Raw genomic sequence first — 25,494 nt, forward strand, 5'->3', positions numbered from 1 at the left:
GGGCCTTGCTCCTACGCGGCGGGGAGCCGTGGCCGGTAGCCTGGGCGGCTCGCTTCCCAACCGCAACCCAACCAACAGCAAATCACCATCCCATCCAATGAAGAATTTCCGCTATCTCCTGATTGCCGGCGCCGTGGCGCTCGGCGCCTGCTCCCAGATGTCCGGCCCCACGCGCTCGGCCAGCCCCGCCGCCTCCGCGGCCAACCAGCCCGATCCCACGATCCTGCTCGTGCCCGTGCGCATCGAGGACCCCGCGCTGGCCTCGGGCTGCTGGGCCCAGTTCTATACCGGCCGCAACTTCCAGGGCGACATGCTGACGCTGGTGGGGCCGGCCGAAGTCCAGAGCATGGACCGCGGCACCGCAAGGCAGCTCAAGCGCGACATCGACAGCGTGAGCGTGGGCCCGCGCGCCACGCTGAAGGTGTATGAGCACGCGATGTTCAGGGACCGCACGGTCGACTTCCCGGCGAACAGCCGCGAGGGCGGCCTGATGCGCAAGCTGGGCTTCGGCGGCCGCATCGAGGCGATGAAGCTCGACTGCTCCTGAACACGGCCACGGCCGCTGCGCTCAGCCGCCGCGCAGCGTGGCGTGCGGATGCAGCGGATGCGCGAGCGTGTCGGCAATGAGCCGCAGCGCCTGGTCGCATTGCTCGCGCGACATCGGGCCGCCCAGGCAGATGCGCACCGCCTCGGGCGGATCGCCATCGGTGGAAAAGGCCGCGCTCGCCACCACGCCGACGTTCTGCGTGCGCAGGTAGGAGGCAAACTCCACCGGGCTCCAGCCCGGCGCGAGCGGCAGCCAGGCATGGAAGCCCTCGGGATGCGCCTGCAGCCCGCTGCCGCCGAGATGCCGCGCGGCCAGCGCCTGCCGCGCCATCGATTCCCCGCGCACGGCCTGCAGCATGGCCTCGGCGGTGCCGTCCTCGACCCACAGCGTGGTCAACGCGTTGGTGATGGGTGAGGCCATCACGGTGGTGGCGCGCATCGCGCCAGCCAGGCGCTGCGACTGGACCACGGTGGGCGAGCACACATAGGCGCTGCGCAGGCCCGCGCCAAAGCACTTGGAGAATCCGCTCACGTAGTAGGTGAGCCCGGGCGCCAGCGTGGCGAGCGCGGCCGGCGTCTGGCGCGGCAGCATGCCGTAGGCGTCGTCCTCGATGATCGGCACCGCGTAGCGCAGCGCCACGTCGGCCAGCGCCTCGCGCCGTGCGCGCGACACGGTGCCGGCGGTCGGGTTCAGCAGCGTGGGGTTGCAGTAGAGCGCCTTGGGCTTGAGCGTCCTGCAGGCGTGCTCGAAGGCATCGGCGATGGGGCCGTCGTCATCGAGCTGCAGTGCATGCAGCTGCACGCCCAGCTGCGCCGCGATGGCCTTCACGCCCGGATAGGTGAGCGACTCCACGCAGATCAGCTCGCCCGGCCGCGCGAGCTGCGAGAACAGCGCCGTGAGCACGCCGTGGATGCCGGGGCACACGAGGATGCGGTCGATGCCGGCATCGGGCACGAAGGGCCGCAGCCAGTGCATCGCGGCCTCGCGGTCGTGCGCGGTGCCGCCGAAGTCCTGGTAGCGCAGCAGGTCGTGCAGGTCGGCCTCTGCGAATGCGCGGCTGGCGCTGTCGTGCAGCCGCGCCATCAGGTGCGGGTCGTCGGGCTCGGGCGGCATGTTCATCGTCATCTCGGCGCCGCTGCCGCCGCGCAGCCGCAGGCTGGGGCTGCCCGAGCGGATGAAGGTGCCGGTGCCGGCGCGCGAATCGATCAGGCCGCGCTTGCGCGCCTCGGCATAGCCGCGCGCCACGGTCGTGTAGTTGAGCTCCAGCTCGGCCGCGAGTTCGCGCAAGGTAGGCAGCCGGTCGCGCACCGCGAGGCGGCCGGTCTTGATGTCGTCGGCAATCAATTCGGCCAGCAGCAGGTAGGCCGGCTTGGTGGTGTTGCGCAGCTGCTTGCGCCAGTGGGCGGTGATCGTGGTCATCGGCGGAGTTGATTGCATCCATTGATTGCATCGGGCCACCGATCAGGCACGCAGGAATCGCGCCCGCTCCAGGGGGCCGGGCGCCTCGATCAGGTGCGATCAACTCCATTGATCGGGTGCATTGATCGCATGGCGGATGCGTCTTTCCGGTGCGGCAAGGGCCGCGCCGACCGCCTCTGCAGCGACTTTTCACGGGACCCGAAAAAAGTTTTCGGGCGCCCAGGCCGCACCCGGGCGGATTGATCGCGCATTGATCGCACGCGCCGCGCCAGGCGCTGGCACATCGCCTGCGAAGAGAAAGGCACGCAAGACCTGCGTTCATCCCCCTTTCAACCGGAGTACCCCATGCCCAAAGTCACCCGCCCCCGCAACGAGAAAGGCGAGTTCCTCGTCGACTACGAAGAGAAGGTGTTCGAAGACGTCAAGGCCGAGCCCGGCGAGAAGGCGCTCGTCACCTTCCACACGGTGGCCTTCGAGGGCTCGATCGGCTTCGTGAACCTGCTGCAGGCCACGCGGCTGCGGCGCAAGGGCTACGAGACCTCGGTCCTGCTGTACGGCCCCGGCGTGACGCTGGGCGTGCAGCGCGGCTTTCCGACGCTGGGCGACGAGGCCTTTCCGGGCCACCAGAACTTCAACAAGCAGATCAGCAAGTTCATGGAAGAAGGCGGCAAGGTGTATGCGTGCCGCTTCGCGCTGCAGGCGCTGTACGGCCACGGCGAAGGCGCGCTGATCGAGGGCATCACGCCGATCAACCCGCTCGACGTGCTGGACCTCGTGCTGCTGCACAAGAAGGCCGGCGCGGTCATCCTCGACACCTGGACGCTGTGAACATGTCCACCCCCAGTCTTCGCGCACTTCGTGTCGCTTCGCCTGCCGCTGTGGACAGGGGGTGACCATGAACTCTTCCCCACGCATCGTGCGTGCCGCGGCGATCCAGATCGCGCCCGACTTCGAACGGCCCGACGGCACGCTCGAGCGGGTGTGCGGCGCCATCGACGAGGCCGCGGCCAAGGGCGCGCAGCTGGCCGTATTCCCCGAGACCTTCGTGCCCTACTACCCCTACTTCAGCTTCGTGCTGCCGCCGGTGCTGCAGGGCGCGCCGCACCTGCGGCTGGCAGAGCGCGCGGTGGTCGTGCCCGGTCCGGTCACGCAGGCCGTGGCCGAGCGTGCGCGGCATCACGGCATGGTGGTGGTGCTGGGCGTGAACGAACGCGACCACGGCAGCCTCTACAACACGCAGCTGGTGTTCGACGCCGACGGCACGCTGGCGCTCAAGCGCCGCAAGATCACGCCCACCTACCACGAGCGCATGGTCTGGGGCCAGGGCGACGGCGCCGGCCTCAAGGTGGTCGACACCGCCGTCGGCCGCGTCGGCGCGCTGGCCTGCTGGGAGCACTACAACCCGCTCGCGCGCTACGCGCTGATGGCGCAGCACGAAGAGATCCACTGCGCGCAGTTTCCCGGCTCGCTGGTGGGCCCGGTCTTCGCGGAGCAGATGGAAGTGACGATCCGCCACCACGCACTGGAGTCGGGCTGCTTCGTGGTCAACGCCACCGGCTGGCTCAGCGACGAGCAGATCCGCAGCGTCACGCCCGACGCCAACCTGCAGAAGGCGCTGCGCGGCGGCTGCCACACCGCCATCGTCTCGCCCGAGGGCAAGCACCTTGCGCCGCCGCTCACCGAGGGCGAAGGCATGGTGGTGGCCGACCTCGACATGGCACTGATCGCCAAGCGCAAGCGAATGATGGATTCGGTCGGCCACTACGCGCGGCCCGAACTGCTGTCGCTCGCCATCAACGACCGGCCCGCGCAGACCACCGTGCCGATGCATCTCACGCAACCCCTCGTTCAACGGAGCCCCGACCATGACCACCACCACGACCCCGCCGGAGAGCCGGCAGCTGATGACCGAGCTCCAGTCCTTCGGGTTGCGGCTGGTTGATCCTTCGGCCGGCGCGGCGAGCCGCCGCGGCGGCGCGGGCCCGTCGGACCACAAGGCCGTGACAGTGGACGGCCACACGATCATGGTGCCGGTCCACACTTCCAGCGCCTGGCACTCGCCGTTCACGGCCGAGGCGCCGGATGCAGCGGGCGTGAGCCGCGTGATGCGCGGCAGCATTCCCATCGCGAACATCAGCTTTCCGAAGCAGCCGCGCTTCTACGCGATGCAGACCTTCGACGGCGTGCCCTACTCGCAAATCGCCACGCTGCACGGCAGCGACGTGCTCGCCACCACCGTGCTGCAGACCTGCATCCGCTACGAGAGCCGCAGGAAGAGCTGCAAGTTCTGCGCGATCGGCCAGTCGCTCGCGGCCGGCCGCACCATCGCGCGCAAGACGCCCGAACAGCTGGCCGAAGTGGCGCGCGCAGCCGTGCTGCTCGACGGCGTCAAGCACATGGTGATGACCACCGGCACGCCCAACGCCACCGACCGCGGCGCGGCCATCCTGTGCGAGAGCGCGTTCGCGATCAAGGCTGCGGTCGACATCCCGATCCAGGGCCAGTGCGAGCCGCCCGACGACGACCAGTGGTTCCACCGCATGAAGGCCGCGGGCATCGACACGCTGGGCATGCACCTCGAAGTGGTGACGCCCGAGGTGCGCGAACGCATCATGCCGGGCAAGGCCAGCGTGCCGGTCTCGCGCTACATGAGCGCCTTCGAGGCGGCGGTGGGCGTGTTCGGGCGCGGCCAGGTCAGCAGCTACATCCTGGCCGGGCTGGGCGACACGCGCGAGGCCATCCTCGACACCTGCGATCAATTGCTCGCGCGCGGCGTTTACCCCTTCGTGGTGCCCTTCGTGCCGATCAGCGGCACGCCGCTCGAAGACCATCCCGCGCCATCGCCGGAGTTCATGAAGTCGCTGCTCGCGCCGCTGGGCGAGCGCGTGGTGGCGGCCGGGCTGCGCTCGGCCGACATCAAGGCCGGCTGCGGCAAGTGCGGCGCCTGCTCGTCGCTGTCGGTCTACGAAAAGGAAAGCGAGGGCTGAACATGCTGTGCATCGACGACCTCAGCGAACTCGACCCGCACTACACGCCGGTCGAATACCTGGTGCGCGAAGCCGCGCAGCAGTGGGAGCGCGACGAAGCCATGGCGCTGCGCCGCGCGGTGTTCTGCATCGAGCAGGGCATCTTCGCGCGCGACGACCGCGACGCCACCGACGGCCATGCGCGGCTGCTGGTCGCCATGTCGTGCAACGCCGGCATGCCCGAGCAGGTGGTGGGCACCGTGCGTATCCACCGCGGCGAGGCAGCTGGCGAATGGTGGGGCTCGCGCCTCGCGGTGCATCCCGCGTTCCGCAGCCAGGGCCACCTGGGCGCCACGCTGATACGGCTCGCGGTGTCGCGCGCCAATGCGCTGGGCTGCAAGGAATTCTTCGCGCAGGTGCAGATGCAGAACGTGCCGCTGTTCCAGAAGCTCGGCTGGCAGCTGCTCGAGGAGAGCGCCATCCACGGCCGCCCGCATGCACGCATGCAGGCGGGGCTCGCTTTCTATCCGCCCTGCCATGACCCGGTGAGCGGCTTCGTCACGCGCGCGAAGGTGCTGTCATGACGAGCGTCCACGACATTGCCGAAGCGCTGCGCGCCACGCGCGGCTTCGCCCACAAGCGCGATATCAGCGACGTGGTGTCGGCCCTCGGCCGCTCGCTGCCCGGCGGCCATGCCGCGCTCGCGCAGGCGGTGCCCATCGGCGACGACTGCGCGGCCATCCCCGACGGCCACGGCGGCTACCTGCTGTTCGCGATCGAAGGGCTGGTGGAAGACTTCATCGTGCGCATGCCCTGGTTCGCGGGCTACTGCGGCGTGATGGTCAACGTGAGCGACATCTATGCGATGGGCGGCCGCCCGACGGCGGTGGTGGATGCGCTCTGGAGCATGGGCATGGACCCTGCCGACGAGGTGCTGCGCGGCATGGCCGAGGCCTCGGTGCGCTACGGCGTGCCGGTGGTCGGCGGCCACAGCAACAACCGCAGCGAACGGCCGCAGCTCGCGGTCGCGATCCTCGGCCATGCGCGGCGCCTGCTGACGAGCTTCGATGCGAAGCCCGGCGACCTGCTGGTGATGGCGGCCGACCTGCGCGGCGCCTACGAGGAGCCCTTTCCCTACTGGAACGCATCGACCACGGCGCCGGCCGCGCGGCTGCGCGCGGACCTCGAACTGCTGCCCTCCATCGCGGAAGACGGCCTCTGCCGCGCCGCGAAGGACATCAGCATGGCCGGCGCGGTGGGCACCGCGATGATGCTGCTGGAGTGCTCGGGCGTCGGCGCGCGCATCGACCTCGAGGCATTGCCCAGGCCCGGTGGCGTGCCGCTGCTGCGCTGGCTTTCTTCTTTTCCGAGCTACGGATTCGTGCTCAGCGTGCCGCCTTCGCAGGTCGCGCCGGTGCTCGGCCGCTTCGCCGCGCGCGACATCGCCTGCGCGGTGGTCGGCGAGGTCGATGCGACGCGGCAGGTGCGGCTGCAGGCGGGCGGCAACGAGGCCCTGTTGTGGGACTTCGGCCACGATGCCTTCATCCAGCCACCGAAGGAGGCGCTCGCATGCCCGTGATGCACTTCCAGGTGCGCTGGCCCGATGCCAGCGAAACGCGCTGCTACTCGCCCTCGTCCGTGGTGCAGGATTTCTTCGCGCCCGGCGAACGCTACGCGCTCGAAGACTTCCTGCGGCGCTCGCGCGAGGCATTGGGCATCGCCTCCGAGCGCGTTCGCGCCAGGTACGGCTTCGCGTGCTCGCAGGCCATGGACCAGCTCGCCGAGATCGAGCGCATCGCCACCCGCTTCACCGGCGCCGCCGATGCCGAAGTCACCGTCGTCGCCGTTGATTGACGCGCCCTGCATTCATAGAGAAACAAAGAGAGAAGACCCATGTCCTATCCCTACGGCGGACGCAGCCACTACAGCGTCGTCATCGTCGGCGGCGGCCAGGCCGGCCTGTCGCTGAGCCACTGCCTGCAGCAGCGCGGCATCGACCACCTCGTGATCGAGAAGCGCAGCCTCGTGCACAGCTGGCGCACACAGCGCTGGGATTCGTTCTGCCTCGTCACGCCCAACTGGCAGTGCCAGCTGCCGGGCTGGGCCTACCGCGGCGACGATCCGCACGGCTTCATGGTGAAGGACCAGATCAACGAATGGCTGGCCGGCTTCGTCGCGCAGGTGAAGGCGCCGGCCATCGAGGGCGTGACCGTCGAGCGCGTGGCGCGCGTGCCCGGCACGGGCGAGCGCGACCGCTTCATGGTGCAGACCGACGCCGGCCTCTACACCGCCGACCAGGTGGTGGTGGCCTCGGGCGGCTACCACCGCCCGATCGTGCCGCGCCTGGCCGAGAAGCTGCCGCCGCACGTGGTGCAGTACCACTCGGCGCAGTACCGCAATCCGGCGCAGCTGCCCGAGGGCGCGGTGCTGGTGGTGGGCTGCGGCCAGTCGGGTTCGCAGATCGCCGAAGACCTGCACCTGGCCGGGCGCAAGGTGTACCTTGCCACCGGCGATGCGCCGCGCTGCGCCCGCTTCTACCGCGGCCGCGAAGTGGTCGATTGGCTCGCCGACATGAAGTACTACGACATGCCCGTGACCGAGCATCCGCTGCGCGAGGGCGTGCGCGACAACACCAACCACTACGTGACCGGTCGCGACGGCGGCCGCGACATCGACCTGCGCCGCTTCGCGCTCGAGGGCATGGAGCTGTACGGCCTGCTGACCGGCCTGGGCAGCGACGGCACGCTGGAGTTCCAGCCCAACCTGCGCGAGCACCTGGACAGTGCCGACGCCACCTACAACCGCATCAACGCCTCGATCGACAAGTTCATTGCCTCCCGGGGCATCGAGGCGCCGCCGCCCTCGGTCTACACGCCGGTGTGGGAGCCGCCCGAGGAGCGCACGCGCCTGGACCTTGCCGAGGCAGGCATCGCGAGCGTGCTCTGGTGCATCGGCTTCTCGCCCGACTTCGAATGGGTGGATGCGCCGGTGTTCAACGGCCGCGGCGCGCCGGTGCACCAGCGCGGCGTGACGGGCGTGCCCGGGCTCTACTTCCTGGGGCTGCCCTGGCTGCACACATGGGGGTCGGGCCGCTTCTCGGGCGTGGCGCGCGACGCGGAGTTTCTTGCCGAGGCGATCGAAGAGAGGAAGAACGCGGCAGCGACGGGCCGGGCCGATGCGCAAGAGGCGCCGGCCGGCGCCCAACTGCGCGCGGCCTAGAGCACGGCTCAGGCCTGCTGCGCCTCGGTCAGCGCCTGCGCAGCCACCACCGCCTCGGTGCGGTTGCGCACGTTGAGCGCGCGGAAGATGGCCGCCAGGTGGATCTTGACCGTGCCTTCGCTGATGCCGAGGCTGCGGCCGATGAGCTTGTTGGGCTTGCCCTGCGAGAGCAGCTGCAGCACCTCGACCTGGCGCTCGGTGAGCACGCTGCGCAGATGCTCGAGCGTCTGCGAGGAAGCGCCTGCAGGGCGCGCATCGCCGTTCTGCGTGGGCGCCACGCCGGCCACGATGCCGGGCGGCAGCGCCGTGAGCATCATGGGCGGCACGTACACGCCGCCAGCCAGCACCAGCCGCACGGCCGACAGCATGACCTCGGGCGAATAGGCCTTGGGAATGAAGCCGAGCACGCCGCGCTCGAGCGCGCTGCGCATGATGGCCGGGTCTTCGTAGCCCGAGAGCACGATGACCGGCACGGCCGGATGGCGGCGGCGGATCTCGTCGATGTGCGCCTGGCCATCGGCGCCGGGCATGTTGAGGTCGATCAGGGCCAGGTCGAGCTCGTCGGTGGCGCCGGCAAGCAATTCGTCGACGCTCATCGCCAGGACGAACTCGATGCCGGGCTCGAGCTCCGACAACTTGGCCTTGACCGCCTCGATGACGAGCCGGTGGTCGTCGGCGATCAGAATTTTCATGGCATGTCCCAGTGTCCCAGCGTGCATTGAACTCAGCGGATGCCGAAGATACCGGCGATTGCCCCGCGCAGCAAGCCGGTTTGCCCGACGAACGGCATAGTCCCCAAGCGATATGGCGCCCGCCGCCCGGCGTTCGGAAGATGGAATCCTTACTCGAAGGAACCGGGGACATGGGGATGTGCCATCGCAGCAGACGCCGGTGCAAGGCATCCTCCGCAACGCAGGCGCGGTGAGCGGGCGCGGTCATCCATGGTCCGGCTGCTCGACTGTTTTTCCGCATTCGTCTCCTTCGGCCTCGCCCTCGACGCATCGATCGCGGCCGGCCGCGCCGCGCCGCCCTCGCACGATGCCGCGCAGCAGCAGGCGCGCCGGCTGCTCGACGCGGCGCGCGCCTGCGCTTCGGGCCAGCCCGCCGCGCAGGTCGAGTCGGCGGTCTTTGCGATGGTGGCCTGGATCGACGAGATCCTGGCGCGCCACCCTGGAGCGGCCGCAGGTGCGGCGCCGCTGCAGGTGCAGCTGTTCAACTCGAACAACGCGCACAGCGAGTTCTTTCACCACCTGTCGGCGCTGGGCGCCGAAGACGATGAACTGCGCGAGGTCTACTGGCATGCGCTGGTGCACGGCTTCAAGGGGCAGTACTACTTCGAGAGCGACGACCGCGGCGAGCTCGGCAAGCTGAAGGCGCTGCACGGCCATCAGCTGCGGCTCAGGCCGCTGGCGCTCGGCAGCCTGGTGCAGGACCGCATCACGCCGCAGCCCTATGGCGTGGCGGATCCGCCGGGCCCGCACGACCTGCGCCGCCGCGACCGCAGCCTGCTGCGCGCGCTCGGCGCGCTCGCGCTGCTGCTGCCGCTTTTCTATCTGCTGTGGTGGCAGTGGCCGGCCGGGCTGCACGCGGGCGAGCCGGGACCGGCGCAGCGCATCGAGCAGCATCTTCAAAGCTATGCCTGCGCCGATCTCTCGGCTTCCGCCGACAAGGGCGGCAGGCTGCACGTGAGCGGCTTCGTCTCGCTGCCGGCCGACCTGCAGCGGGTGGAGCGCGAGGTGGCCGGCCTGCTGCCCGATGCCGGCTCGCCCACGTTCGATGTCAGGCTGCGCGTGTGGCCCCACTGCGAGGTGTTCGCCATCCTGAAGCCCTACCAGCTGCGCAACCGCGAGAAGGCCCACGGACTGGGCGTGACGGCCGTGACGGCCCGCAACGGCCGGCTGCGCGAAGGAGACGACGTGCGCATGCAGGTGGCCGCGCCCAGGCACGACAGCTACCTGTGGGTGGACTACTACACCGCCGAGGGTTCGGTCATGCACCTGAACACCGGCCAGCCGGTGCGGCTGCGCGCCGGCGAGAAGCTGGACCTGGGCCGCGACATCCCGGCGAGCTGGCTTGTGGCCCCGCCCTTCGGCACCGTGCTGGTCACCGTGCTCTCGTCGCCCACGCCGTTCGACGGCGCCGCGGACCGGCCGCCGTACGAACTCGCTTCGGCCTACCTGCTGCGGCTGCGCGAAGCGCTCGCTGCCAACAAGGGCAATGAGCGGCTGCTTGCCGATTTCGAGTTCTTCGAGACCACTGCACGTTGAGAGCCGCAGCATGCCCGCCGCGTTGTTGCCTGCCCACTTTTTCTGGCTCCTGCTCGCGCTGTGCCTGGCCGGCTTTGTGCTGCTGTACGCCGCGGTCCGCGACGCGGGCCGCGGTGCGCGCCGCCGGGCGCTGCGCCGGCGCATTGCCGCGCTCGGCCCGCCGGCGGCCGAAGCCGACGAAGCCGCGATCGAAGCCATGAGGGAAGCCATGTCGCACGCACGCCAGCTCCTGCGCCAGCCACTGCGGCAGCAAGCCGCGCCGGTGCCCTGGTTTCTCTTTCTCGGCGACGCGGCGGCCAACCTGCCGGGGCTGCTGGCGGCGGCCCATGCCGAGCACTTGGCACCTTCAGGCAGCGAGCCCTTCGGCGAACCCTACTGGCGCTGGTGGCTCACCGGCTCGCTGACGGCCATCGAGCTCCACCCGAGCGCCGTCAGCGACGCGGCGGCGGCGCCGCACACGCGCGCGCTGTGGCTCCAGGCGCTCCTCGCGCTGGCCGAGCGGCGCGACCGCGTGCCGATCAACGGCGTAGTGGCCTGCGTGGCAGCGAGCGAACTGCTGCACCCGGCCAGCGCAGGCATGAAGCCGCTGGCCACCAGGATGCGCCGGCTGCTCGACGAGGCCGCGGACACCTTGCGCCTGCAGCTGCCGGTCTACCTGGTCGTGACCGGCCTGGAGCAGCTGGCCGGCTATGCCACGCTGCGCGGTGCGCTGCCGCCCGAGGTGCTCGCACAGGTGATCGGCCATCGCCTGGCCGGACCGGCCGCCCACGGCGAGAGCGCGGCCGAACGGTTCGACGCCCTGTTCGATCCCATGGCGCGTCAGCTGCATGCGCTGCGGATGGCGCTGCTGCGCGAGCAGCCGGGTGCATCGGGCCAGCTCGCGATCCATGAATTCATCGAGGCGCTGCGTGCGCTGCAGCCCGCATTGCGCGAGGTGGCCGAGGCCTTGTTCGAAGGCCATGGCCGCGGCTCGCGCGTTCCGCGGTGGCGCGGCCTCTATGTGACGGCCGCTGCATCGGGCGCAGCCGGCGGCGCCTTCGTGGCCGACCTGTTCGAGCGCTTCCTGCCCGCCGACCAGCCGCTCGCACGGCCGGGCCGCGCGCCGAACGCCAGCGCCGCGCGTTCCTGAAAGGGTCGGGCTATTTGCTCTCGATGCGGATTTGCCGCGCGCCGAAGGTCACGGTGAGCGTCTGCGGCTTGCCGGCTTCCACCGCGCGCACTTCGCGCCAGCGTGCACGGTCGAGGTCGCGGAACGCGGCCATCACGCCGATGGCCTTGGCATCGGCCGGCAGCGTGAGGTCGAGCTTCCTGCTTTCGCCCGGGCGCAGCAGCATCTCTTCGCGCTGCACCAGCTCGGCGCCGAGCGTGGCCTGGTCCTTTTCGAACAGCGAGAAGAAGTCGGCCCCTTCGAAGGGGCCGGGCGACTTCAGCGCATAGATGCGCACCGTGAGCGGCGAAGCGCGGCCGCGCGCATCGGGGTTGGCATCGGCACCGGCCGTGAGCGTGATCGACACCGGCGTGACCACGGGCTTGCTTGCGCAGCCCGCGACCAGGGCGCCGGTCAATGCAAGGCCGCAGGCCAATGCCAGGCGCCGCGAGACCGCAGCAAAAGAGCGTCCATAGGACGAATGGTGTGTACCCAGCGTGCGCATGCTATTCCCTTCGTTGCATTGACCGGTTCGGACGCATCTTTGATTATCACCAGCCAACTCGAACAGGCAACATGCTGACCAACGAACTTGTCGAAGCCCTGCTCACGCCCATCGGCGAGGCCTCGCCATGCGGCGACGATCTGGAGTACGACGCGGCCTTCACCGCGCTCACCACCGCAGCGCAGGGCAAGCCCGAGCAGCAGTTCGGCGACACCGTCATCCCGGCGGTGGAGCCGGAGTGGCGCGAGGTGGCCGAACAGTCCGACGCGATCCTGCGCCGCAGCAAGGACGTGCGCGCCGCCGTGCTGCTGCTGCGCGCCTCCACGCGGCTGCAGGGGCTTGCCGGTTTCGTTGCCGGGCTCGAACTGCTCACCCGCCTGCTCGACACCTTCTGGGACGGCATACATCCAAAGCTCGATGCCGAGGACGACAACGATCCCACCATGCGCCTGAACGCGCTCGCGCCGCTCGGCGACGAGACGATGGTGCTGCGCGACCTGTACGACGCGCAGGTGGGCGTGGCGCCGGGCGTGGGCGCGATCCGCGTGCGCGACATCGCGGTGGCCAACAACGCGTTGAATGCGGTGGGCGGCGAAGCCACCTATTCGCCGGCACAGATCCAGGGCGGCCTCGAAGCGCTCCATGCCGAGCGGCCCGAGCTGATCCAGGCCGCCATCGGCGTGCCCGGGCGGGTCGAGAAGCTGCAGGCCCTGCTGGTGGAGCGCACCGGCCGCTCGGACGCGATCGACCTTTCCCCACTGCGCGCCATCGGCCGCATGCTGCAGAAGGCCTGCAGCGCTGCCATCGGTGCGCCCGAAGATGCGGGCACCGCTGAAGAAGCGCAAGGCGATGCGCCGCAGGCCGGCGGCACGCCGCGGCCCGCTGCCGCGCGCGGCGAGATCCAGAGCCGGCAGGACGCATTGCAGATGCTGGACCGCGTGATCCGCTTTCTCGAACAGACCGAGCCCGGCAATCCCGCGCCGCTCCTGATCGAGCGCGCCAAGAAGCTCATCGGCGTGAGCTTCCTCGAAATCATGGCCAACCTCGCACCCGGCGCGCTGGACACGATCGAGACCGTGACCGGCAAGCGCCCGTCCGAGTAGCCGCCCTTTCCGTTCCCCTTTTTTTTTCCTGTTGATCGAACCGCCCCATCTACCCCCGCAAGGAGCATCGCCATGGCCAAGAGCAGTCAGAAATTCATCGCCCGCAACCGGGCGCCACGCGTGCAGATCGAATACGACGTGGAACTCTACGGCGCCGAGAAGAAGATCCAGCTGCCCTTCGTGATGGGCGTGCTGGCCGATCTGTCGGGCAAGCCGGCCGATCCGCTCGCACCCGTGGCCGACCGCAAGTTCCTCGAGTTCGACGTGGACAACTTCGACTCGCGCATGAAGGCCATGAAGCCGCGCGCCGCCTTCGCGGTGGAAAACTCGCTGACCGGCGAGGGCGAACTCAAGGTCGAGCTCACCTTCGAGAACATGGAAGATTTCTCGCCCGCCGCCGTGGCCAGGAAGGTCGGCGCGCTCAACAAGCTGCTCGAGGCGCGCACCCAGCTGTCGAACCTCGTGACCTACATGGACGGCAAGAACGGCGCCGAGGAACTGCTGGCCAAGGTGCTCGAGGACCCGGCCCTGCTGCAGTCGCTGGCGGCCACCGCCAAGCCCGACGACGAAGCGGCCAAGCCGGCCGCCTGATCCCCACCACCCGACACACCGGACCCCGAGGAGAACCACCATGGCCGAAGCACTCGAGCAGAGCGCACTCAAGGATGTCGCCTATGCAGGCAGCGATTTTTCGTCGCTCCTGCAGAAGGAATTCAAGCCGCGCAGCGACGAGGCCAAGAGCGCCGTCGAAGCCGCGGTGCTCACGCTCGCGCAGCAGGCGCTGAGCAACAGCACCGTCATCGGCAAGGACGTGACCAAGTCGATCCAGTCGATGATCGCCGCGATCGACGCCAAGCTGACCGACCAGGTCAACAAGATCATCCACCACCCCGACTACCAGAAGCTCGAGAGTGCGTGGCGCGGCCTGCACTACATGGTGAACAACACCGAGACCGACGAGCACCTGAAGATCCGGGTGATGGACATCTCGAAGACCGACCTCGCCAAGAGCCTCAAGAAGTTCAAGGGCGCGGCCTGGGACCAGAGCCCGATGTTCAAGAAGATCTACGAGCAGGAGTACGGCCAGTTCGGCGGCGAGCCCTTCGGCGCGCTGGTGGGCGACTACCACTTCGACCAGAGCCCGCCCGACATCGAACTGCTCGGCGAGATGTCCAAGATCGCGGCCTCGGCGCATGCGCCCTTCATCACCGGCGCGAGCCCCAACCTCATGCAGATGGAATCGTGGCAGGAGCTCGCCAACCCGCGCGACCTGACCAAGATCTTTCTCACGCCCGAGTACGCCGGCTGGCGCTCGCTGCGCGACTCCGACGACGCCAAGTACCTGGGCCTGTGCATGCCGCGATTCCTGGCGCGCACGCCCTATGGCGCCAACACCAATCCGGTGGAGGAGTTCGACTTCGAGGAAGACACCGCCGGTGCCGACCACAGCAAGTACGCCTGGGCCAACGCAGCCTATGCGATGGCCACCAACATCAACCGCTCCTACAAGCTCTACGGCTGGGGTTCGCGCATCCGCGGCATCGAGTCGGGCGGCGCGGTGGAGAACCTGCCGCTGCACACTTTCCCGAGCGATGACGGCGGCGTGGACCAGAAGTGCCCGACCGAGATCGCCATCAGCGACCGGCGCGAGGCGGAACTGTCGAAGGCCGGCCTGCTCTCGCTGATCCACCGCAAGAACTCCGACTTCGCGGCCTTCATCGGTGCGCAGTCGCTGCACAAGCCGGCCGAGTACGACGACCCGGATGCCACGGCCAACGCCAACCTGGCGGCCCGCCTGCCCTACCTCTTTGCCTGCAACCGCTTCGCGCACTACCTGAAGTGCATCGTGCGCGACAAGGTCGGCAGCTTCAAGGAGCGCGACGACATGCAGCGCTGGCTCAACAAATGGATCATGAACTACGTGGACGGCGACCCCGTCAACTCCTCCGAAGAGACCAAGGCCAGGAAGCCCCTGGCCGCGGCCGAGGTGGTGGTGGAAGAGGTCGAGGGCAACCCCGGCTACTACACCTCCAAGTTCTTCCTGCGCCCGCACTACCAGCTCGAAGGCCTCACGGTGTCGCTGCGGCTGGTGTCCAAGCTGCCTTCGGCCAAGGGCGGCAAGTAACGGGCGGCATATGCCGTAGGTGGGCCTTTGAAAACGGGGCCCATTGCTCGTTCTCTCCATAGCTCCCGGGCACCACCGCCGACCAGGCACCGCACGGAAGCCCTTTTTTTCTCTGACTCGCACACAACTGAAAGGTAAGCATCATGGCTGCAGACATGTTTTTGAAGCTCGAGGGCGTCGACGGTGAATCCAAGGACGATTCGCACAAGAAGGAAATCGACGTTCTTTCCTGGAGCTGGGGTGCCAGCCAGTCCGGCACCGGCCACGTCGGCGGCGGCTCGGGCGCAGGCAAGGTGAGCGTGCAGGACCTCTCGGTCACCAAGTACGTGGATGCCTCCTCGCACCTGCTGCTGCTCGACTGCTGCAACGGCCAGCACATCAAGAAGGGCACGCTGGTGGTCCGCAAGGCCGGCGCCACACCGCTCGAGTACATCAAGCTCACGATGGAAGACATCATCGTCAGCAACATCCACACCGGCGGCAGCGGCGGCGAAGACCGCCTGACCGAGACCATCACGCTGAACTTCTCGAAGTTCAAGTACGAGTACACGCCGCAGAAGGCCGATGGTTCCGGCGACGGCACCAAGGAAACCGGCTGGGACATCGCCGCCAACAAGAAGGTCTGAGGCGCCTTGCGCCACGGCCGCCCGGCGGACGGCGGCCGCCCCTTGACCTTCCAGCCGGAGAGACGCGATGGCCACACTCAACACCACGGTCCTTCAGTGGGCCAGCGCACAGCTGGGCAAGCAGATCGGCGCGGGCGAATGCTGGGACCTGGCCAACTCGGCCCTGGGCCACGCCGGCGCCGGCACCTCGTCGGATTTCGGCCCGATGGGCGACGACGACGATTACATCTGGGGCGACGAGGTCGCGCTCAAGGATGCGCTGCCCGGCGACATCCTCCAGTACCGCGACTACGAGATGACGACGACCACCACCACCGACGTCACCTTTGCCGATGGCTCGGGCTGGACCGACAGCCCCTATGTGACCGTCGGCCATCCGCACCACACCTCGATCCTTTCCAAGAACCCGGGCACCGGCGCCATCACGGTGCTGGAGCAGAACCACAAGGGCAACAAGGAGCCCGTGCGCTCGAGCACGATCCGCTGGAAGGGCAGCTCGACCTCCACCACCACCCGCAAGCCGATGAAGCGGCAGGACAACGGAAAGACGGAGTCGGCGCTCGTGGTGGTCACGGTGGACGTGACGGTGAGCGGAAAACTCAAGGCCTATCGGCCGAAGAAGCCTTGACACCTGCCAACGAACAGGAGTTCGAGCATGAGCAGCAAGTGGAACGACAATGACTATCACCCGTATGCGGATGAGTACTACCCGCTGAGTAAGCACTATGGTGGCCCGGGGGCTGCCGGCCTGATGAAGAAGACCGGAATCAAGGGGCTGATCGTCCACATCACCGACGGCAACAGCCTGCTCAGCTCCCTTAAGACCACCTGGGAGAACCGCGCGGCCTCGGCCCACTTCGCGGTAGACAAGGGCGGCACGATCGCGCAGTACATTCCGTTGTCGCAGCGCTCCTGGGCTGTCGATGGCTGGAAGGTGGACAACATCTGGTACAGCGTGGAGAACGTCGCGGTGCACGGCGAGACGCTCACCGACATGCAGATCCGGATGAACGGCTACCTGCTCGCGTGGCTCAACGGGGAATACGGCGTACCGCTGAAGCTCGCGACCACGCCGGACGACAGCGGCCTCTCGTATCACGCGATGTTCACCAAGTCGAAGCCCTGCCCCGGCAAGCCGGTCATCGCGCAGTTGCAGGACATCGTGGACGCCGCCGTGGGATTGAACGGCTAGGTCCCCGCGGGTCCGGCCCCAATTGGTCAATCCGGCAGTTTGCCGGGCGCCGCCGAAGGTTCTTCGATCGACGCCGGCATCGTCTCTTCCTCGGCCGCCGGCATCAGGCGCGTGGCGTCGTCGACGTCATCGGGAATCACCCACAGCGTGAGCGCCGTGTAGTTGTCGTGGCCCGGCTTGGCGCGCGCCTTGATCTGCGCGTCGAGCTGCTCGGTCCACTGGCTGGGCGTGCGCGAGGCGTGCAGCGTGTCGACCAGGCACTCGTCGCCCAGCGGCTCCCACACGCCGTCGCTGCACAGGAGCAGCACGTCGCCCGGCATCAGGCGCATGCGGTCGGACACCGTGATGTCGGGCGCTTCCTCCACCGAGCCGAGCGCCGAGAGCAGCATGTTGCGCTGCGGATGCAGGCGCGCACCTTCCTCGTCGAGCATGCCGCCGGCCACCATCTGCTGCACCAGGCTGTGGTCGGTGGTGCGCGCCACGATGGCGCCGCCGCGGAACAGGTAGGCGCGGCTGTCGCCGCTGTGCACCCAGGCCAGCGCCTGGCTCTCCAGGTCGATGGCCGCGAAGACCACCGTGGAGCGCATGCCGGCGAGCTTGCCGCCTTCGGCCTGCCGCGCCACCACGTCGCGGTTGGCCTGCTCGACCAGCGTGCGCAAGGTGAATTCGTCCAGCCCCGGCGCCGCCGAGAAGCCGCCCAGCACGCTGCTGCGCGCCGTTGCCGCCGCCACGTCGCCGCCGCCATGGCCGCCCGCGCCGTCGGCCACCAGGCAGGCGACGTAGCGCTCGTCGTGCCAGTGGCCATGGACGTCTTCGTTGTAGTTGCGGCCGCCCTGCCGGGACAGCGTGACGATTTCGATTTCCAAGCGGGGTGCCTCGCGTTTGCTGGTGCTGTTGTACTTGTGCCTGAGGGAGCTGTTCTTCAGGTGTCCGACTTGAGGCGCGCCATCTGCTCTTCGTAGGCCTCGAGGAAGGCCTTGCCGAAGAGGTTGTGGAAATCGTCTTCCGCCTCGCTCGCGATGCCGCCGTAGAGCGCGACGAACTGGTCCCAGAGCTTGGCCTTGCGGTTGGCGCTGAAGAGCGTGTCGAGCGCCGACTTCGCGCTGATCTTCTTCTCGAGCTCCTCGGGCTCGAAGCGCGCAATGACATGGGCCAGCGCCGCGCGCATGCCCACCATCACGCCGAACTGGTGCGCGCGCAGGTCGTTGAAGGCGTCGCGCATCGCGGCCTCCGGCGGCATGAAGCCGCGCACGCCGGGCCCCAGCAGGTGGGCCAGCGCGACCTCGACGGTCGGCGAGAACTTGAGCGGGTTGTTGGCCTGCGCCGCGATCATCGTGACCTCGGCGCGCACCTCGCGCTTGAATTCCTGGCGCGTGAGCAGGAGCTGCAGCGTGCCCTCGGTGGCGCTGCGCAGGATGGAGCCGATGCGCTCCATGAGGCCCGGCGTGAGCATCTCGGGCGGCTGGTGCGTGCTGGCGAGGCCGCGCAGGAAGGCGGCGAGCAGTTCGTCGTCGGAGGCGGTGCGCGGGGCCGCGGCGGGTGCCCGCTGGATGGGTGGCGGTGGCGGTGGCGGCGGCGGCTCGAACGGGCGGCTGGCGACCTCGGGGCCGCTGATGCGTATCGGCTGGCCCGTGATGTCGTCGAAGCGCGGCGGCGCTTCCGCCGGCGCGGCGGCCGGTGCCGGCGTGATCGCCTTCGGCGGCGTGAAGCCGAACTGGTCGATCGGCAGGTGGTCGGAACGGGGCGTCGGCGTGGCCGGCGCCGCGCTCTGCAACGCGGCCAGCGGATCGGCGGAAGAAGCCGTGTTCGGCTGCAGCAGCGGGTCGGCCAGCGGCGACAGCGCGAGCGGATCGCCGCCGATGCCGCCGCCACCGCCCATGCCGCCGAAGAGCTCGTCGATGCCCGAGGCCTTGCCATGCGCGGGCGGCGCACCGAGGTCGGAGAAATCGTCGAGCGCACCGAGGCCCGCGGCCGGCGCGGAGGATGGCGTGGGCCCGAGCAGGTTGGCGAACGGATCGACCTGTGCGGCCTGCGCGTTGCGCGAGCCGCTTTCCATCGGGTCGGGAAAGAGCAGCGGATCCGCGCTTGCTGGCGCGGCCGCCCTGGCACCCGGCGCACGGGCCGCGGCAGGCGCGGCCGCGGCCGGCGATCCGAGCCCCGCAAGCAGGTCGGCAAAGGGATCGTCGCTGGTGCTCGCGGCCACAGCGGCGCCGGTCGGCGCCGACATGATGGTGTTGGGAATCGCCAGCGACGGCGGCGGCGCCGCGGCCGTCATGCGCACGCTGAGTTCGAAGCTGCCGACGACCAGCCGCGTGCCATCGGTGAGCGGGGCCTCCTTGCCCGAGCCCAGCGGCACGCCGTTGCACTGCATCGGATTGCTGCCGCGGTCGATGACGAAGTACTGGCCGTCGCGGCACAGCACCTGGGCGTGCACGCGCGAGACCGTGCGGTCGGGATCGACGAGCACCAGCGTGTTGGTGTCGGCGCGTCCGATGGTGCCCCCGTTGGGCCCGAAATCGGCAGCGATGGGCTGCCCCGCCGGAGCGCCTTGCCGGGTGATGACAGCGATATGGATCATGAATCTGCCCCCGGGGCTCTATGCCCTTCTACGCCCGAACACAGCCCGCGCACGCACGGGCGAAAAAACTCAGAAGGAGTATTCATTCCGTGGAGCGGGTTGGCAATCTCGCCTTAAGAGGTATGCCATTGCAGCCAGGCGGCGACGGCGGTGAAGATCAACGCGATGAGGAGCCAGGTGCGGGTGGCGGGGTCGCGCACCGAACCGCCTCTCGCGCAGCGCAGCCCCGCCGCGAACAGGAATGCCGCAGCCAGCGCGGCGAGGATGTATTTCGCAGCCATCGGCGATCCTTCATTTATTCGTCCGGCCACTGGTCGAGCCAGCGCTGCTGGCGCCATGCCGGCGCTCCCGTCGGAAAGAGCTTGCTGCCGGGGCGCAGCAGGCAGAGGTATTCCGCGGCCGCCAGGCGCTGGCGCTGGAAGCCGTGCTTCAGCACACCCACGCAATGCGCCCACGACGGCACCTGGCCCAGGAAATAACGCTCGCCCGGCACAAAGCCGCGCCCGTTGGCGGCCCACCAGCTGCTGATCCGCGCGGGATCGGGCCAAGGCAGTCCGTCGTCCTCGTCCATGGCGACGTCGTCGTCTTCCGGCGCGTCGCGGGGACCGGATTCGACGCCCTCGGGAGGCTTGCGCTCCAGGTCGAGCCAGGCCAGGTCCAGGCCGGTGATGGTGCTGAACGCTTCGCCCGCGAGACGCGCGAGCGCCGGCTCTTCCATCTGTGCGATGAGCCATGGCACCAGCCGCGTGTCGCCCACCGTGCCCGCGCAGCGCACGGCGTCGCGCACGTGGGCGGGCTTGTCGAGCATCTCCGCCAGCAGCGGCGCAGCCTGCGCAGGCGTCGCGAGCTTGAACAGCAGCGACAGCGCGAGCCGGCCGTGGAGCGTTCCGGGCAGCAGCGTTGCGTCGTGCAGCGGGTGGACGGGCTTGTGGCGCTCGCCGAGCAGCACGGCCGAGCGCGCGGCCCAGAAGCGGCAGCCGGCATCTTCGTCTTGCAGCGCGGCGATGCACACGGCCGCGAGATCGCGCCTGCCGCACTCGCCCGCGGCGCGCAACGCCTGCCCGCGCAATACCACGTCGGCATCGGCGACGGCGGCGTGCAGCGCATCGCCGGGGTCGACCATGTGGAAGTCGCAAGCGGCGATGGCGACAGCGCGGCGAAATGCGTGAGGCGAATCGAGCATGTCCTTCGCAATGCCGCGCAGCGACTCGCCCGACGCCCAGCCGCCGGCCAGCGCGACCGCATCGCGCACATCGGGCAACAGCTCGGCAATGGCCAGCAGGCGTTCGATCCGCGGCAGGTCGTGGTTCTCCAGCGCCAGAACGATGGCCGCGAACACCTCGCCGCGCCCGGCGCGGGCGAGCGCCTCGTCGCATGCCCTGCTGCCCGCATCGCGCGCCACCGCCAGGCCGTCCAGGTGCGCGGCCAGCCTGTCGTCGAGGCGCCGCAGGTGATGCAACCTGGTGTGCCCGGAAGCGGCGAGGAAGAACCGCTGGTTGCACAGCAGCGCGGATTCCTCCGCATGGCGCTGCACGACGAGCGTCATCGGCGCGGCCGCGCTGCGTGCGATGGTGTCGGTGGTCATGCGAGGGGGCGCCCGCTCAGTCGTACTTGCGCCACGCCGTGCCGTCGAACGACGCCACGTCGGATTTTCCGACCGACCAGAGCACGCCCTGCGCCGTGCTGAGGCTGTAGCCGGTGACCGGCCCCATCGCACCGTAGTCCACGGGCACGAGACGATTCGCGTCCAGCGTGTAGAGGCCCGACATGGTCGCCACGTACAGCCTGTCCTGGAACCAGCACAGGTCCCACAGGTCGGCCGTGACTTCGTCTTCCCAGTCCACCGGCGTCCACGCATCGCCGCGTCCGCTCACCAGCACGCCGCCCTGTCCGGCCGCATACACGAGGCCATTGCCCGCGCAGCAAACGGCCGTGAGGATGACGTTGGTCGGACTGCCGCACTGCGTCCACGCCGCGCCGTCGTGGCGCCAGATCTCGCCGGCCCAGCCGACCGCGTAGATCTCGTTGTCCGCATAGCCGTCGATCGCCTCGAAGCCGAACACCTCAGTCTGCGCAGCGCGCGGCGCACTCATGTCGATCCACTGCCGCTCGCCGGTGCGCTTGAAGACCTGCCGCTTGCTGCCGCACGCATGGACGTGCCCCCCGATCTCGCGGGCGTTGCGGATCATCACGGGCTGCGGGGCGATCGTCTCGTCCTCGCGCCGCCCGCCCACGTAGGTAGCGACGTCGCCGTCCTCGCCGATGAGCACCACTTTCTCCAACGGCAGCTTCGCCACGGCGATCGCGGTCGCGTTCCAGGTGGTGTTGAAGGCGTCGCCCCAGTTGCCCTTGTAGAGCCCCACCAGGCTCACGTGCGCGATGTCCTGCTCCAGCAGCGTCTTCATCTGGCTGATGACGTACACCAGGTCCGCCAGGCGCGCCGCGCCCCGCACGAACTCACGCTTGATAGAAACCTTTTCGGCCACGGCGGCTCCTTGTGTTCATGGCAGCGGCGCGCCCAGCGAGCCGGCCGTTTTGTTGATGGTGTCCTGCAGCGACGAGTAGTGTTCGATGTCCGTCTTGCCGGTCGATGAATGCTTCACGTCCTTGCTCGTATCGCCCAGCCCCTTGTGCCCTTCCTTGAGCTGGGCCTCGATGCACTTCTGGTCGCAGTGCGGCGCCACGGCCTTCGCGCCCGCGGCACAGTGCGTCACCTCCTCGTCGAACGGCCGGTGCGTCCCGTTCGGCACGCTCGAGGTCGTCTTGTGGTGCGTGTGCCGCAGCCCGTGCGTTCCGGAGCAACTGCCGCCTTCGGTGCACATGCAGGGTGCGTCCTCCATGCGATATTTCTTCCAGCCCGTCATGGGGCTGCCGCCATAGCTGTCCTTGAAAAACGAACTCTTCGGAACGATGTGGTCGCCGGTCTGCGCGGGGCAGCAGCCCTTGATGCCGTCCTCCACCTTGGGCGACGCCTGGTAGGGCACAAGGCGGCAGCGCCGCGCCGCAGCGCACTCGTTCTCGCTCGCGCGCTTCGCGGCACCGGGCAGGTCGCCCTTGATCGAGGCGAAATCGCCGCCAAGGCCGGTCTCGGCGCAGACGTCCTTGCCGCCCTTTTTGGCCGGCTTGTACTCGGCGCAGGCGCGCTCCTCGCGCGCCTTGTCGCCGTCGCACGCGGTCTTGTCGATATTGCCGTCCGCCATCGAATCGACGAACGGCCAGGGGATGGATTCGTTGGCCGTCGGGCTGCCGTGGTTGTTGGTGGTCTTGTCCAGGTGCCGCACCGCGTTCTCGCCCTCGAACTTCACGTCCATCGACCAGTCGATGAAATACACCTTGCCCTTGTTCTTGCTGGAGATCACGCCCTTCTTGGCCGCACTGCCCGCCTCGTCGCCCGACGAAGTCTTGAAGTACGACTTGTTCTTCAACATGATTTCCTGGCCGGAGATCTGCACGCTGCGGCTGCCGTCGGTGGTGTCCGATGCGAGCCCCGTGTTCGGGTAGGGCACGGGCACGCCCGGCGGCGTCGCGGGGTTCTCGGGCGGCGTCATGCACACGTCGGGCGTGGCGCAGATGGTCTTGCCCGCGCCGGCCTTGCATGCCACCTCCCGCCCGTTCGCGAAGACCTGGTTGGCCATGCTCAGCCTCCCGTGAAATGCCAGGAGAAGATCATCGACGCGCGCTTGCCGTCGTCGTTGCCCAGGTGCAGCAGCACGTTGTTTCCTCGGGCATAGGCTTTTTCGAAGGCCGCCTTGAGCACGGCGATCATCGCGAGCCCCACGGGTGCGCCGACTTCGCCGATGCAATCGGCCGGATGCCACACGTCGAACTCGATGCGCTTGGTGCGGTCGATGCGGCCGAACGCGAGCGTGGCCTCCTTGAACACGTACTGTCCGCCGGACGCATCAATGATCTTGAAGTCGAGGATGCTCTCGCCGCAGCCCGCTTCCTGCAGCGATTGCTTGATGGCAGAGGTCAGCCCGTCGGCGCGCAACGGCTCCTCGGAATCAATGTGGGCCTTCTCGACCGCGAAGCCGATGCCGCGGCACACCAGCTGCCCCCACGGCTGCGCGCGCAGCGGCTCCACGAGCAGCGCGGCCGCGCCCTCGCCGGGAATGAAGCCGTCGGAGTTCGCGCTCGTCAGCAGCCGGTCGCGCGCCTCGCAATCGGCGAGCGCCGCGCCGTCGAGCAGGCTGTCGCTCGCCGCCACCACGACCTGCGAGGCGACCGACGCATCCATGAGCTGGCGCGCGCGGTACAGCGCCACCGCGGCCGAGACATGGCCCTGCGCGATGACCGCAGACTGCGGATGAAAGCCGAAGCCCATCTCCTGCTGCAAGGCTTCGAGAAACCGCGCATCGTCGCGCACGGCGCGGCCCGGCCGATCGGCTTCGGCAAGGCACAGCAACAGCGGCGTCGCCTCGCAGGCCGCCCGGCCGAAGCCTTCCAGGCATTCGCCGATCGCGCGCGCGGCCATCGCCAGCAGCTTCTTCTCGCCGCGCCATGGCGCCTGTAGCGCGACCTCGCAGCCCATGACCCATTCGCCGTTGCGGTCTCTGAACGCTGTCTGCTGGAAATTGTCGATGGCGCCGCGGATCGCGGCGCAACTTGTGGCCGCGTCGAGCCCGACGCCCGTCACCATGCCGGTGCGGCTGACCACGATCGGGGTCGCGCTCATGACGCCTCCTGCGGCGCCTCGCGCCGGCCGCGCACCAGGTCGCCCAGCGAAGGGTGGTAGGTCTTGCCGAGGGCGCGGGCGCGCCACCAGCCGCGCGACTTCGTACCCGCGAGGATGCTGGAGATCTCGAACATGTTCTTGCGAAGCGGCACGGTGCTGCGCCAGGCGAGCGTCATGAAGCCCTGGTCCGCATGGATGGCGATCGTGTCGAGTACCGCGCGCGTTTCCTCATGCCCGCCCTTGCGGTGAAAGAAGGTGACGGGCACGTCGCGCGACGGCAGGCTGAACCGCGTGTGCCCCTCGGGCGTCAGGTTGGCCAAGGCCATCTCCTCGCCGCCGAGCGGATAGGCGATCTGCTGGTCGGCGGGCGCCGCCTGGTAGTAGTCGTCGCGGAAGTCGGCCGGCAGGAACGGGAAGGTGTTGTCGATCCAGTCCTGGTCGTACGTGCCCGCATGCGGCAGCCTGCCCGACCAGCCCCTGCCGAGCGGGCCGAGTGCCATCGGTGCGAAGACCCCGTCGGGCGCGTCGACGGGGCGGCCGAGCTCCTCGGTGTTCGGCAAGGGTGCACCGTCCACGAAGCGGGCCTGCAGGTTGTGGTGCCAGCCGCGACCCACCGGGTTGGCCATGTAGGCGGCGTGCCGGGCCGGATCTTCGTGGCGCTCGTCCACGCCGCCGAACGCCACGTCATAGGTGATGGCCTTCGTCATGAAGAGCAGCGGCGCGGACGCCCGGCAACCGGAGAGCCCCGCTTCCCAGTGCCGGTCGCCGACGACGGCGAACACCTTCGTCCAGCCCCCGAGCCGCACGCCCACCGCAATGCGCTGCGCGGGCTCGCCATGCGGCGCGTGCGCGCTGCCCGACACCAGCACGTCGCAGCGCAGCTTGCGCGGCGCGAAGTCGACCTCTTCCGCGGGCGCCGAATACCCCGGCGCGCCGGTGAAGGTGTCGGCCGTGATCAACGGGCGCTGCACTGCAAGAAGCTCCGCCGTGCCGCCGTCCTGGGGAATCGCGAACGTGCCCTTCACCACCACGACCAGCAGCTCGCGACCGGAGGGCTCCACGCCCATGGTGTAGCCGGCGGTCATTCCGGTGGCATTCACGATCTCCATGGCGGGCCCGTCCGAT

Annotated in this window: 27 protein-coding genes; 16 read left to right on the forward strand and 11 right to left on the reverse strand. The window is 69.1% G+C overall.

The features are described 5' to 3' along the window. Nucleotides 1–97 precede the first annotated feature (97 nt). Entirely contained in the window at nucleotides 98–547 is a 450-nt protein-coding gene (locus FB547_RS11745; RefSeq protein ID WP_145742391.1) for a beta/gamma crystallin domain-containing protein, read from the forward strand. Between the two features lie 21 nt (nucleotides 548–568). On the opposite strand, the gene FB547_RS11750 is transcribed toward FB547_RS11745, so the two are convergent. Then, nucleotides 569–1,966 (reverse strand): PLP-dependent aminotransferase family protein, encoded by a 1,398-nt coding sequence (locus FB547_RS11750; protein WP_145742393.1) that lies wholly within the window; start codon nucleotides 1,964–1,966, stop codon nucleotides 569–571. Between the two features lie 345 nt (nucleotides 1,967–2,311). On the opposite strand from FB547_RS11750, the gene FB547_RS11755 reads away from it, so the two are divergent. The 7 genes from FB547_RS11755 (at nucleotide 2,312) to FB547_RS11785 (ending at nucleotide 8,151) form a co-directional block, all read left to right on the forward strand. Continuing rightward, entirely contained in the window at nucleotides 2,312–2,794 is a 483-nt protein-coding gene (locus FB547_RS11755; RefSeq protein ID WP_018904096.1) for an MSMEG_0572/Sll0783 family nitrogen starvation response protein, read from the forward strand. A gap of 67 nt (nucleotides 2,795–2,861) precedes the next feature. Beyond that, nucleotides 2,862–3,908: a Nit6803 family nitrilase gene (locus tag FB547_RS11760; RefSeq protein WP_145742395.1), complete on the forward strand. Its 1,047-nt coding sequence runs from the start codon at nucleotides 2,862–2,864 to the stop codon at nucleotides 3,906–3,908. After that, nucleotides 3,871–4,953 (forward strand): MSMEG_0568 family radical SAM protein, encoded by a 1,083-nt coding sequence (locus FB547_RS11765; protein ID WP_145742976.1) that lies wholly within the window; start codon nucleotides 3,871–3,873, stop codon nucleotides 4,951–4,953. Before FB547_RS11760 ends, FB547_RS11765 begins: the two co-directional genes overlap by 38 nt. 2 nt (nucleotides 4,954–4,955) lie before the next feature. Next, nucleotides 4,956–5,516 (forward strand): MSMEG_0567/Sll0786 family nitrogen starvation N-acetyltransferase, encoded by a 561-nt coding sequence (locus tag FB547_RS11770; protein WP_145742397.1) that lies wholly within the window; start codon nucleotides 4,956–4,958, stop codon nucleotides 5,514–5,516. Next, complete coding sequence (locus FB547_RS11775; protein WP_145742399.1) at nucleotides 5,513–6,511, forward strand: sll0787 family AIR synthase-like protein; 999 nt, start codon at nucleotides 5,513–5,515, stop codon at nucleotides 6,509–6,511. The genes FB547_RS11770 and FB547_RS11775 overlap by 4 nt, the downstream gene beginning before the upstream one ends. Then, nucleotides 6,502–6,786: an MSMEG_0570 family nitrogen starvation response protein gene (locus FB547_RS11780; protein WP_145742401.1), complete on the forward strand. Its 285-nt coding sequence runs from the start codon at nucleotides 6,502–6,504 to the stop codon at nucleotides 6,784–6,786. Before FB547_RS11775 ends, FB547_RS11780 begins: the two co-directional genes overlap by 10 nt. 39 nt (nucleotides 6,787–6,825) lie before the next feature. Beyond that, entirely contained in the window at nucleotides 6,826–8,151 is a 1,326-nt protein-coding gene (locus FB547_RS11785; protein WP_145742403.1) for an MSMEG_0569 family flavin-dependent oxidoreductase, read from the forward strand. Nucleotides 8,152–8,159: 8 nt separating this feature from the next. On the opposite strand, the gene FB547_RS11790 is transcribed toward FB547_RS11785, so the two are convergent. Further along, a complete protein-coding gene (locus FB547_RS11790) occupies nucleotides 8,160–8,843 on the reverse strand; it encodes a response regulator (RefSeq protein WP_145742404.1) in 684 nt (227 codons plus the stop codon). 249 nt (nucleotides 8,844–9,092) lie between these two features. Between FB547_RS11790 and FB547_RS11795 the strand changes: the two genes are divergently transcribed. Both FB547_RS11795 and FB547_RS11800 read left to right on the forward strand, forming a co-directional pair. Continuing rightward, a complete protein-coding gene (locus FB547_RS11795) occupies nucleotides 9,093–10,418 on the forward strand; it encodes a DotU family type IV/VI secretion system protein (protein ID WP_145742406.1) in 1,326 nt (441 codons plus the stop codon). 10 nt (nucleotides 10,419–10,428) lie between these two features. Then, nucleotides 10,429–11,547, forward strand: coding sequence for a type VI secretion system protein (locus FB547_RS11800; RefSeq protein ID WP_145742408.1), 1,119 nt, complete (start codon nucleotides 10,429–10,431; stop codon nucleotides 11,545–11,547). A 10-nt stretch (nucleotides 11,548–11,557) separates the two neighbouring features. Here FB547_RS11800 and tssJ read toward each other — a convergent pair whose 3' ends face one another. Continuing rightward, nucleotides 11,558–12,070 carry a type VI secretion system lipoprotein TssJ gene (gene tssJ, locus FB547_RS11805; protein ID WP_145742410.1) on the reverse strand — a complete coding sequence of 171 codons (513 nt, stop codon included), beginning with the start codon at nucleotides 12,068–12,070 and terminating at the stop codon, nucleotides 11,558–11,560. Nucleotides 12,071–12,141: 71 nt separating this feature from the next. Between tssJ and tssA the strand changes: the two genes are divergently transcribed. The 6 genes from tssA to FB547_RS11835 all read left to right on the forward strand — a co-directional run bounded on the left by tssA (nucleotide 12,142) and on the right by FB547_RS11835 (nucleotide 17,116). Further along, nucleotides 12,142–13,173 (forward strand): type VI secretion system protein TssA, encoded by a 1,032-nt coding sequence (gene tssA / locus FB547_RS11810; protein WP_145742412.1) that lies wholly within the window; start codon nucleotides 12,142–12,144, stop codon nucleotides 13,171–13,173. 72 nt (nucleotides 13,174–13,245) lie between these two features. Further along, entirely contained in the window at nucleotides 13,246–13,764 is a 519-nt protein-coding gene (gene tssB / locus FB547_RS11815; RefSeq protein WP_145742414.1) for a type VI secretion system contractile sheath small subunit, read from the forward strand. A 40-nt stretch (nucleotides 13,765–13,804) separates the two neighbouring features. After that, nucleotides 13,805–15,298: a type VI secretion system contractile sheath large subunit gene (gene tssC / locus FB547_RS11820; RefSeq protein ID WP_018904086.1), complete on the forward strand. Its 1,494-nt coding sequence runs from the start codon at nucleotides 13,805–13,807 to the stop codon at nucleotides 15,296–15,298. A 143-nt stretch (nucleotides 15,299–15,441) separates the two neighbouring features. Then, nucleotides 15,442–15,924, forward strand: coding sequence for an Hcp family type VI secretion system effector (locus FB547_RS11825; protein ID WP_018904085.1), 483 nt, complete (start codon nucleotides 15,442–15,444; stop codon nucleotides 15,922–15,924). A gap of 67 nt (nucleotides 15,925–15,991) precedes the next feature. After that, on the forward strand, nucleotides 15,992–16,552 hold the full coding sequence (locus FB547_RS11830) for a hypothetical protein (RefSeq protein ID WP_145742417.1): 561 nt from the start codon (nucleotides 15,992–15,994) through the stop codon (nucleotides 16,550–16,552). Nucleotides 16,553–16,579: 27 nt separating this feature from the next. Then, a complete protein-coding gene (locus tag FB547_RS11835; protein WP_145742419.1) occupies nucleotides 16,580–17,116 on the forward strand; it encodes a peptidoglycan recognition family protein in 537 nt (178 codons plus the stop codon). Nucleotides 17,117–17,142: 26 nt separating this feature from the next. Here the strand turns inward: FB547_RS11835 and FB547_RS11840 are convergent, their stop codons facing one another. From FB547_RS11840 to FB547_RS11870, 8 genes are all read right to left on the reverse strand, one after another. Then, nucleotides 17,143–17,982, reverse strand: a complete 840-nt coding sequence (locus FB547_RS11840; protein ID WP_145742421.1) for a PP2C family protein-serine/threonine phosphatase — start codon at nucleotides 17,980–17,982, stop codon at nucleotides 17,143–17,145. A 56-nt stretch (nucleotides 17,983–18,038) separates the two neighbouring features. Further along, nucleotides 18,039–19,694, reverse strand: coding sequence for a type VI secretion system-associated FHA domain protein TagH (gene tagH / locus FB547_RS11845; protein ID WP_145742423.1), 1,656 nt, complete (start codon nucleotides 19,692–19,694; stop codon nucleotides 18,039–18,041). A 113-nt stretch (nucleotides 19,695–19,807) separates the two neighbouring features. Further along, nucleotides 19,808–19,975, reverse strand: coding sequence for a hypothetical protein (locus FB547_RS33290; RefSeq protein ID WP_186454151.1), 168 nt, complete (start codon nucleotides 19,973–19,975; stop codon nucleotides 19,808–19,810). 14 nt (nucleotides 19,976–19,989) lie between these two features. Further along, nucleotides 19,990–21,279: a TIGR02270 family protein gene (locus tag FB547_RS11850; RefSeq protein WP_209503139.1), complete on the reverse strand. Its 1,290-nt coding sequence runs from the start codon at nucleotides 21,277–21,279 to the stop codon at nucleotides 19,990–19,992. A 16-nt stretch (nucleotides 21,280–21,295) separates the two neighbouring features. Beyond that, nucleotides 21,296–22,180: a hypothetical protein gene (locus FB547_RS11855; protein WP_225612851.1), complete on the reverse strand. Its 885-nt coding sequence runs from the start codon at nucleotides 22,178–22,180 to the stop codon at nucleotides 21,296–21,298. Nucleotides 22,181–22,195: 15 nt separating this feature from the next. After that, nucleotides 22,196–23,329 (reverse strand): PAAR-like domain-containing protein, encoded by a 1,134-nt coding sequence (locus FB547_RS11860; RefSeq protein ID WP_145742425.1) that lies wholly within the window; start codon nucleotides 23,327–23,329, stop codon nucleotides 22,196–22,198. Between the two features lie 2 nt (nucleotides 23,330–23,331). Next, on the reverse strand, nucleotides 23,332–24,369 hold the full coding sequence (locus FB547_RS11865; protein WP_145742427.1) for a hypothetical protein: 1,038 nt from the start codon (nucleotides 24,367–24,369) through the stop codon (nucleotides 23,332–23,334). Beyond that, complete coding sequence (locus FB547_RS11870) at nucleotides 24,366–25,478, reverse strand: DUF2169 domain-containing protein (RefSeq protein WP_145742429.1); 1,113 nt, start codon at nucleotides 25,476–25,478, stop codon at nucleotides 24,366–24,368. Before FB547_RS11870 ends, FB547_RS11865 begins: the two co-directional genes overlap by 4 nt. Nucleotides 25,479–25,494 lie beyond the last annotated feature (16 nt).

The organism is Variovorax beijingensis, assembly GCF_007828835.1.
GTDB lineage: Bacteria > Pseudomonadota > Gammaproteobacteria > Burkholderiales > Burkholderiaceae_C > Variovorax > Variovorax beijingensis_A.

What these genes read in the sequence shown, in the direction of transcription:
- FB547_RS11745 (WP_145742391.1), top strand. Translation starts at nt 98, where the DNA reads ATGAAGAATTTCCGCTATCTCCTGATTGCCGGCGCCGTGGCGCTCGGC.
- FB547_RS11750 (WP_145742393.1), bottom strand. Translation starts at nt 1,966, where the DNA reads ATGACCACGATCACCGCCCACTGGCGCAAGCAGCTGCGCAACACCACC.
- FB547_RS11755 (WP_018904096.1), top strand. Translation starts at nt 2,312, where the DNA reads ATGCCCAAAGTCACCCGCCCCCGCAACGAGAAAGGCGAGTTCCTCGTC.
- FB547_RS11760 (WP_145742395.1), top strand. Translation starts at nt 2,862, where the DNA reads ATGAACTCTTCCCCACGCATCGTGCGTGCCGCGGCGATCCAGATCGCG.
- FB547_RS11765 (WP_145742976.1), top strand. Translation starts at nt 3,871, where the DNA reads ATGACCGAGCTCCAGTCCTTCGGGTTGCGGCTGGTTGATCCTTCGGCC.
- FB547_RS11770 (WP_145742397.1), top strand. Translation starts at nt 4,956, where the DNA reads ATGCTGTGCATCGACGACCTCAGCGAACTCGACCCGCACTACACGCCG.
- FB547_RS11775 (WP_145742399.1), top strand. Translation starts at nt 5,513, where the DNA reads ATGACGAGCGTCCACGACATTGCCGAAGCGCTGCGCGCCACGCGCGGC.
- FB547_RS11780 (WP_145742401.1), top strand. Translation starts at nt 6,502, where the DNA reads ATGCCCGTGATGCACTTCCAGGTGCGCTGGCCCGATGCCAGCGAAACG.
- FB547_RS11785 (WP_145742403.1), top strand. Translation starts at nt 6,826, where the DNA reads ATGTCCTATCCCTACGGCGGACGCAGCCACTACAGCGTCGTCATCGTC.
- FB547_RS11790 (WP_145742404.1), bottom strand. Translation starts at nt 8,843, where the DNA reads ATGAAAATTCTGATCGCCGACGACCACCGGCTCGTCATCGAGGCGGTC.
- FB547_RS11795 (WP_145742406.1), top strand. Translation starts at nt 9,093, where the DNA reads ATGGTCCGGCTGCTCGACTGTTTTTCCGCATTCGTCTCCTTCGGCCTC.
- FB547_RS11800 (WP_145742408.1), top strand. Translation starts at nt 10,429, where the DNA reads ATGCCCGCCGCGTTGTTGCCTGCCCACTTTTTCTGGCTCCTGCTCGCG.
- tssJ (WP_145742410.1), bottom strand. Translation starts at nt 12,070, where the DNA reads ATGCGCACGCTGGGTACACACCATTCGTCCTATGGACGCTCTTTTGCT.
- tssA (WP_145742412.1), top strand. Translation starts at nt 12,142, where the DNA reads ATGCTGACCAACGAACTTGTCGAAGCCCTGCTCACGCCCATCGGCGAG.
- tssB (WP_145742414.1), top strand. Translation starts at nt 13,246, where the DNA reads ATGGCCAAGAGCAGTCAGAAATTCATCGCCCGCAACCGGGCGCCACGC.
- tssC (WP_018904086.1), top strand. Translation starts at nt 13,805, where the DNA reads ATGGCCGAAGCACTCGAGCAGAGCGCACTCAAGGATGTCGCCTATGCA.
- FB547_RS11825 (WP_018904085.1), top strand. Translation starts at nt 15,442, where the DNA reads ATGGCTGCAGACATGTTTTTGAAGCTCGAGGGCGTCGACGGTGAATCC.
- FB547_RS11830 (WP_145742417.1), top strand. Translation starts at nt 15,992, where the DNA reads ATGGCCACACTCAACACCACGGTCCTTCAGTGGGCCAGCGCACAGCTG.
- FB547_RS11835 (WP_145742419.1), top strand. Translation starts at nt 16,580, where the DNA reads ATGAGCAGCAAGTGGAACGACAATGACTATCACCCGTATGCGGATGAG.
- tagH (WP_145742423.1), bottom strand. Translation starts at nt 19,694, where the DNA reads ATGATCCATATCGCTGTCATCACCCGGCAAGGCGCTCCGGCGGGGCAG.
- FB547_RS33290 (WP_186454151.1), bottom strand. Translation starts at nt 19,975, where the DNA reads ATGGCTGCGAAATACATCCTCGCCGCGCTGGCTGCGGCATTCCTGTTC.
- FB547_RS11850 (WP_209503139.1), bottom strand. Translation starts at nt 21,279, where the DNA reads ATGACCACCGACACCATCGCACGCAGCGCGGCCGCGCCGATGACGCTC.
- FB547_RS11860 (WP_145742425.1), bottom strand. Translation starts at nt 23,329, where the DNA reads ATGGCCAACCAGGTCTTCGCGAACGGGCGGGAGGTGGCATGCAAGGCC.
- FB547_RS11865 (WP_145742427.1), bottom strand. Translation starts at nt 24,369, where the DNA reads ATGAGCGCGACCCCGATCGTGGTCAGCCGCACCGGCATGGTGACGGGC.
- FB547_RS11870 (WP_145742429.1), bottom strand. Translation starts at nt 25,478, where the DNA reads ATGGAGATCGTGAATGCCACCGGAATGACCGCCGGCTACACCATGGGC.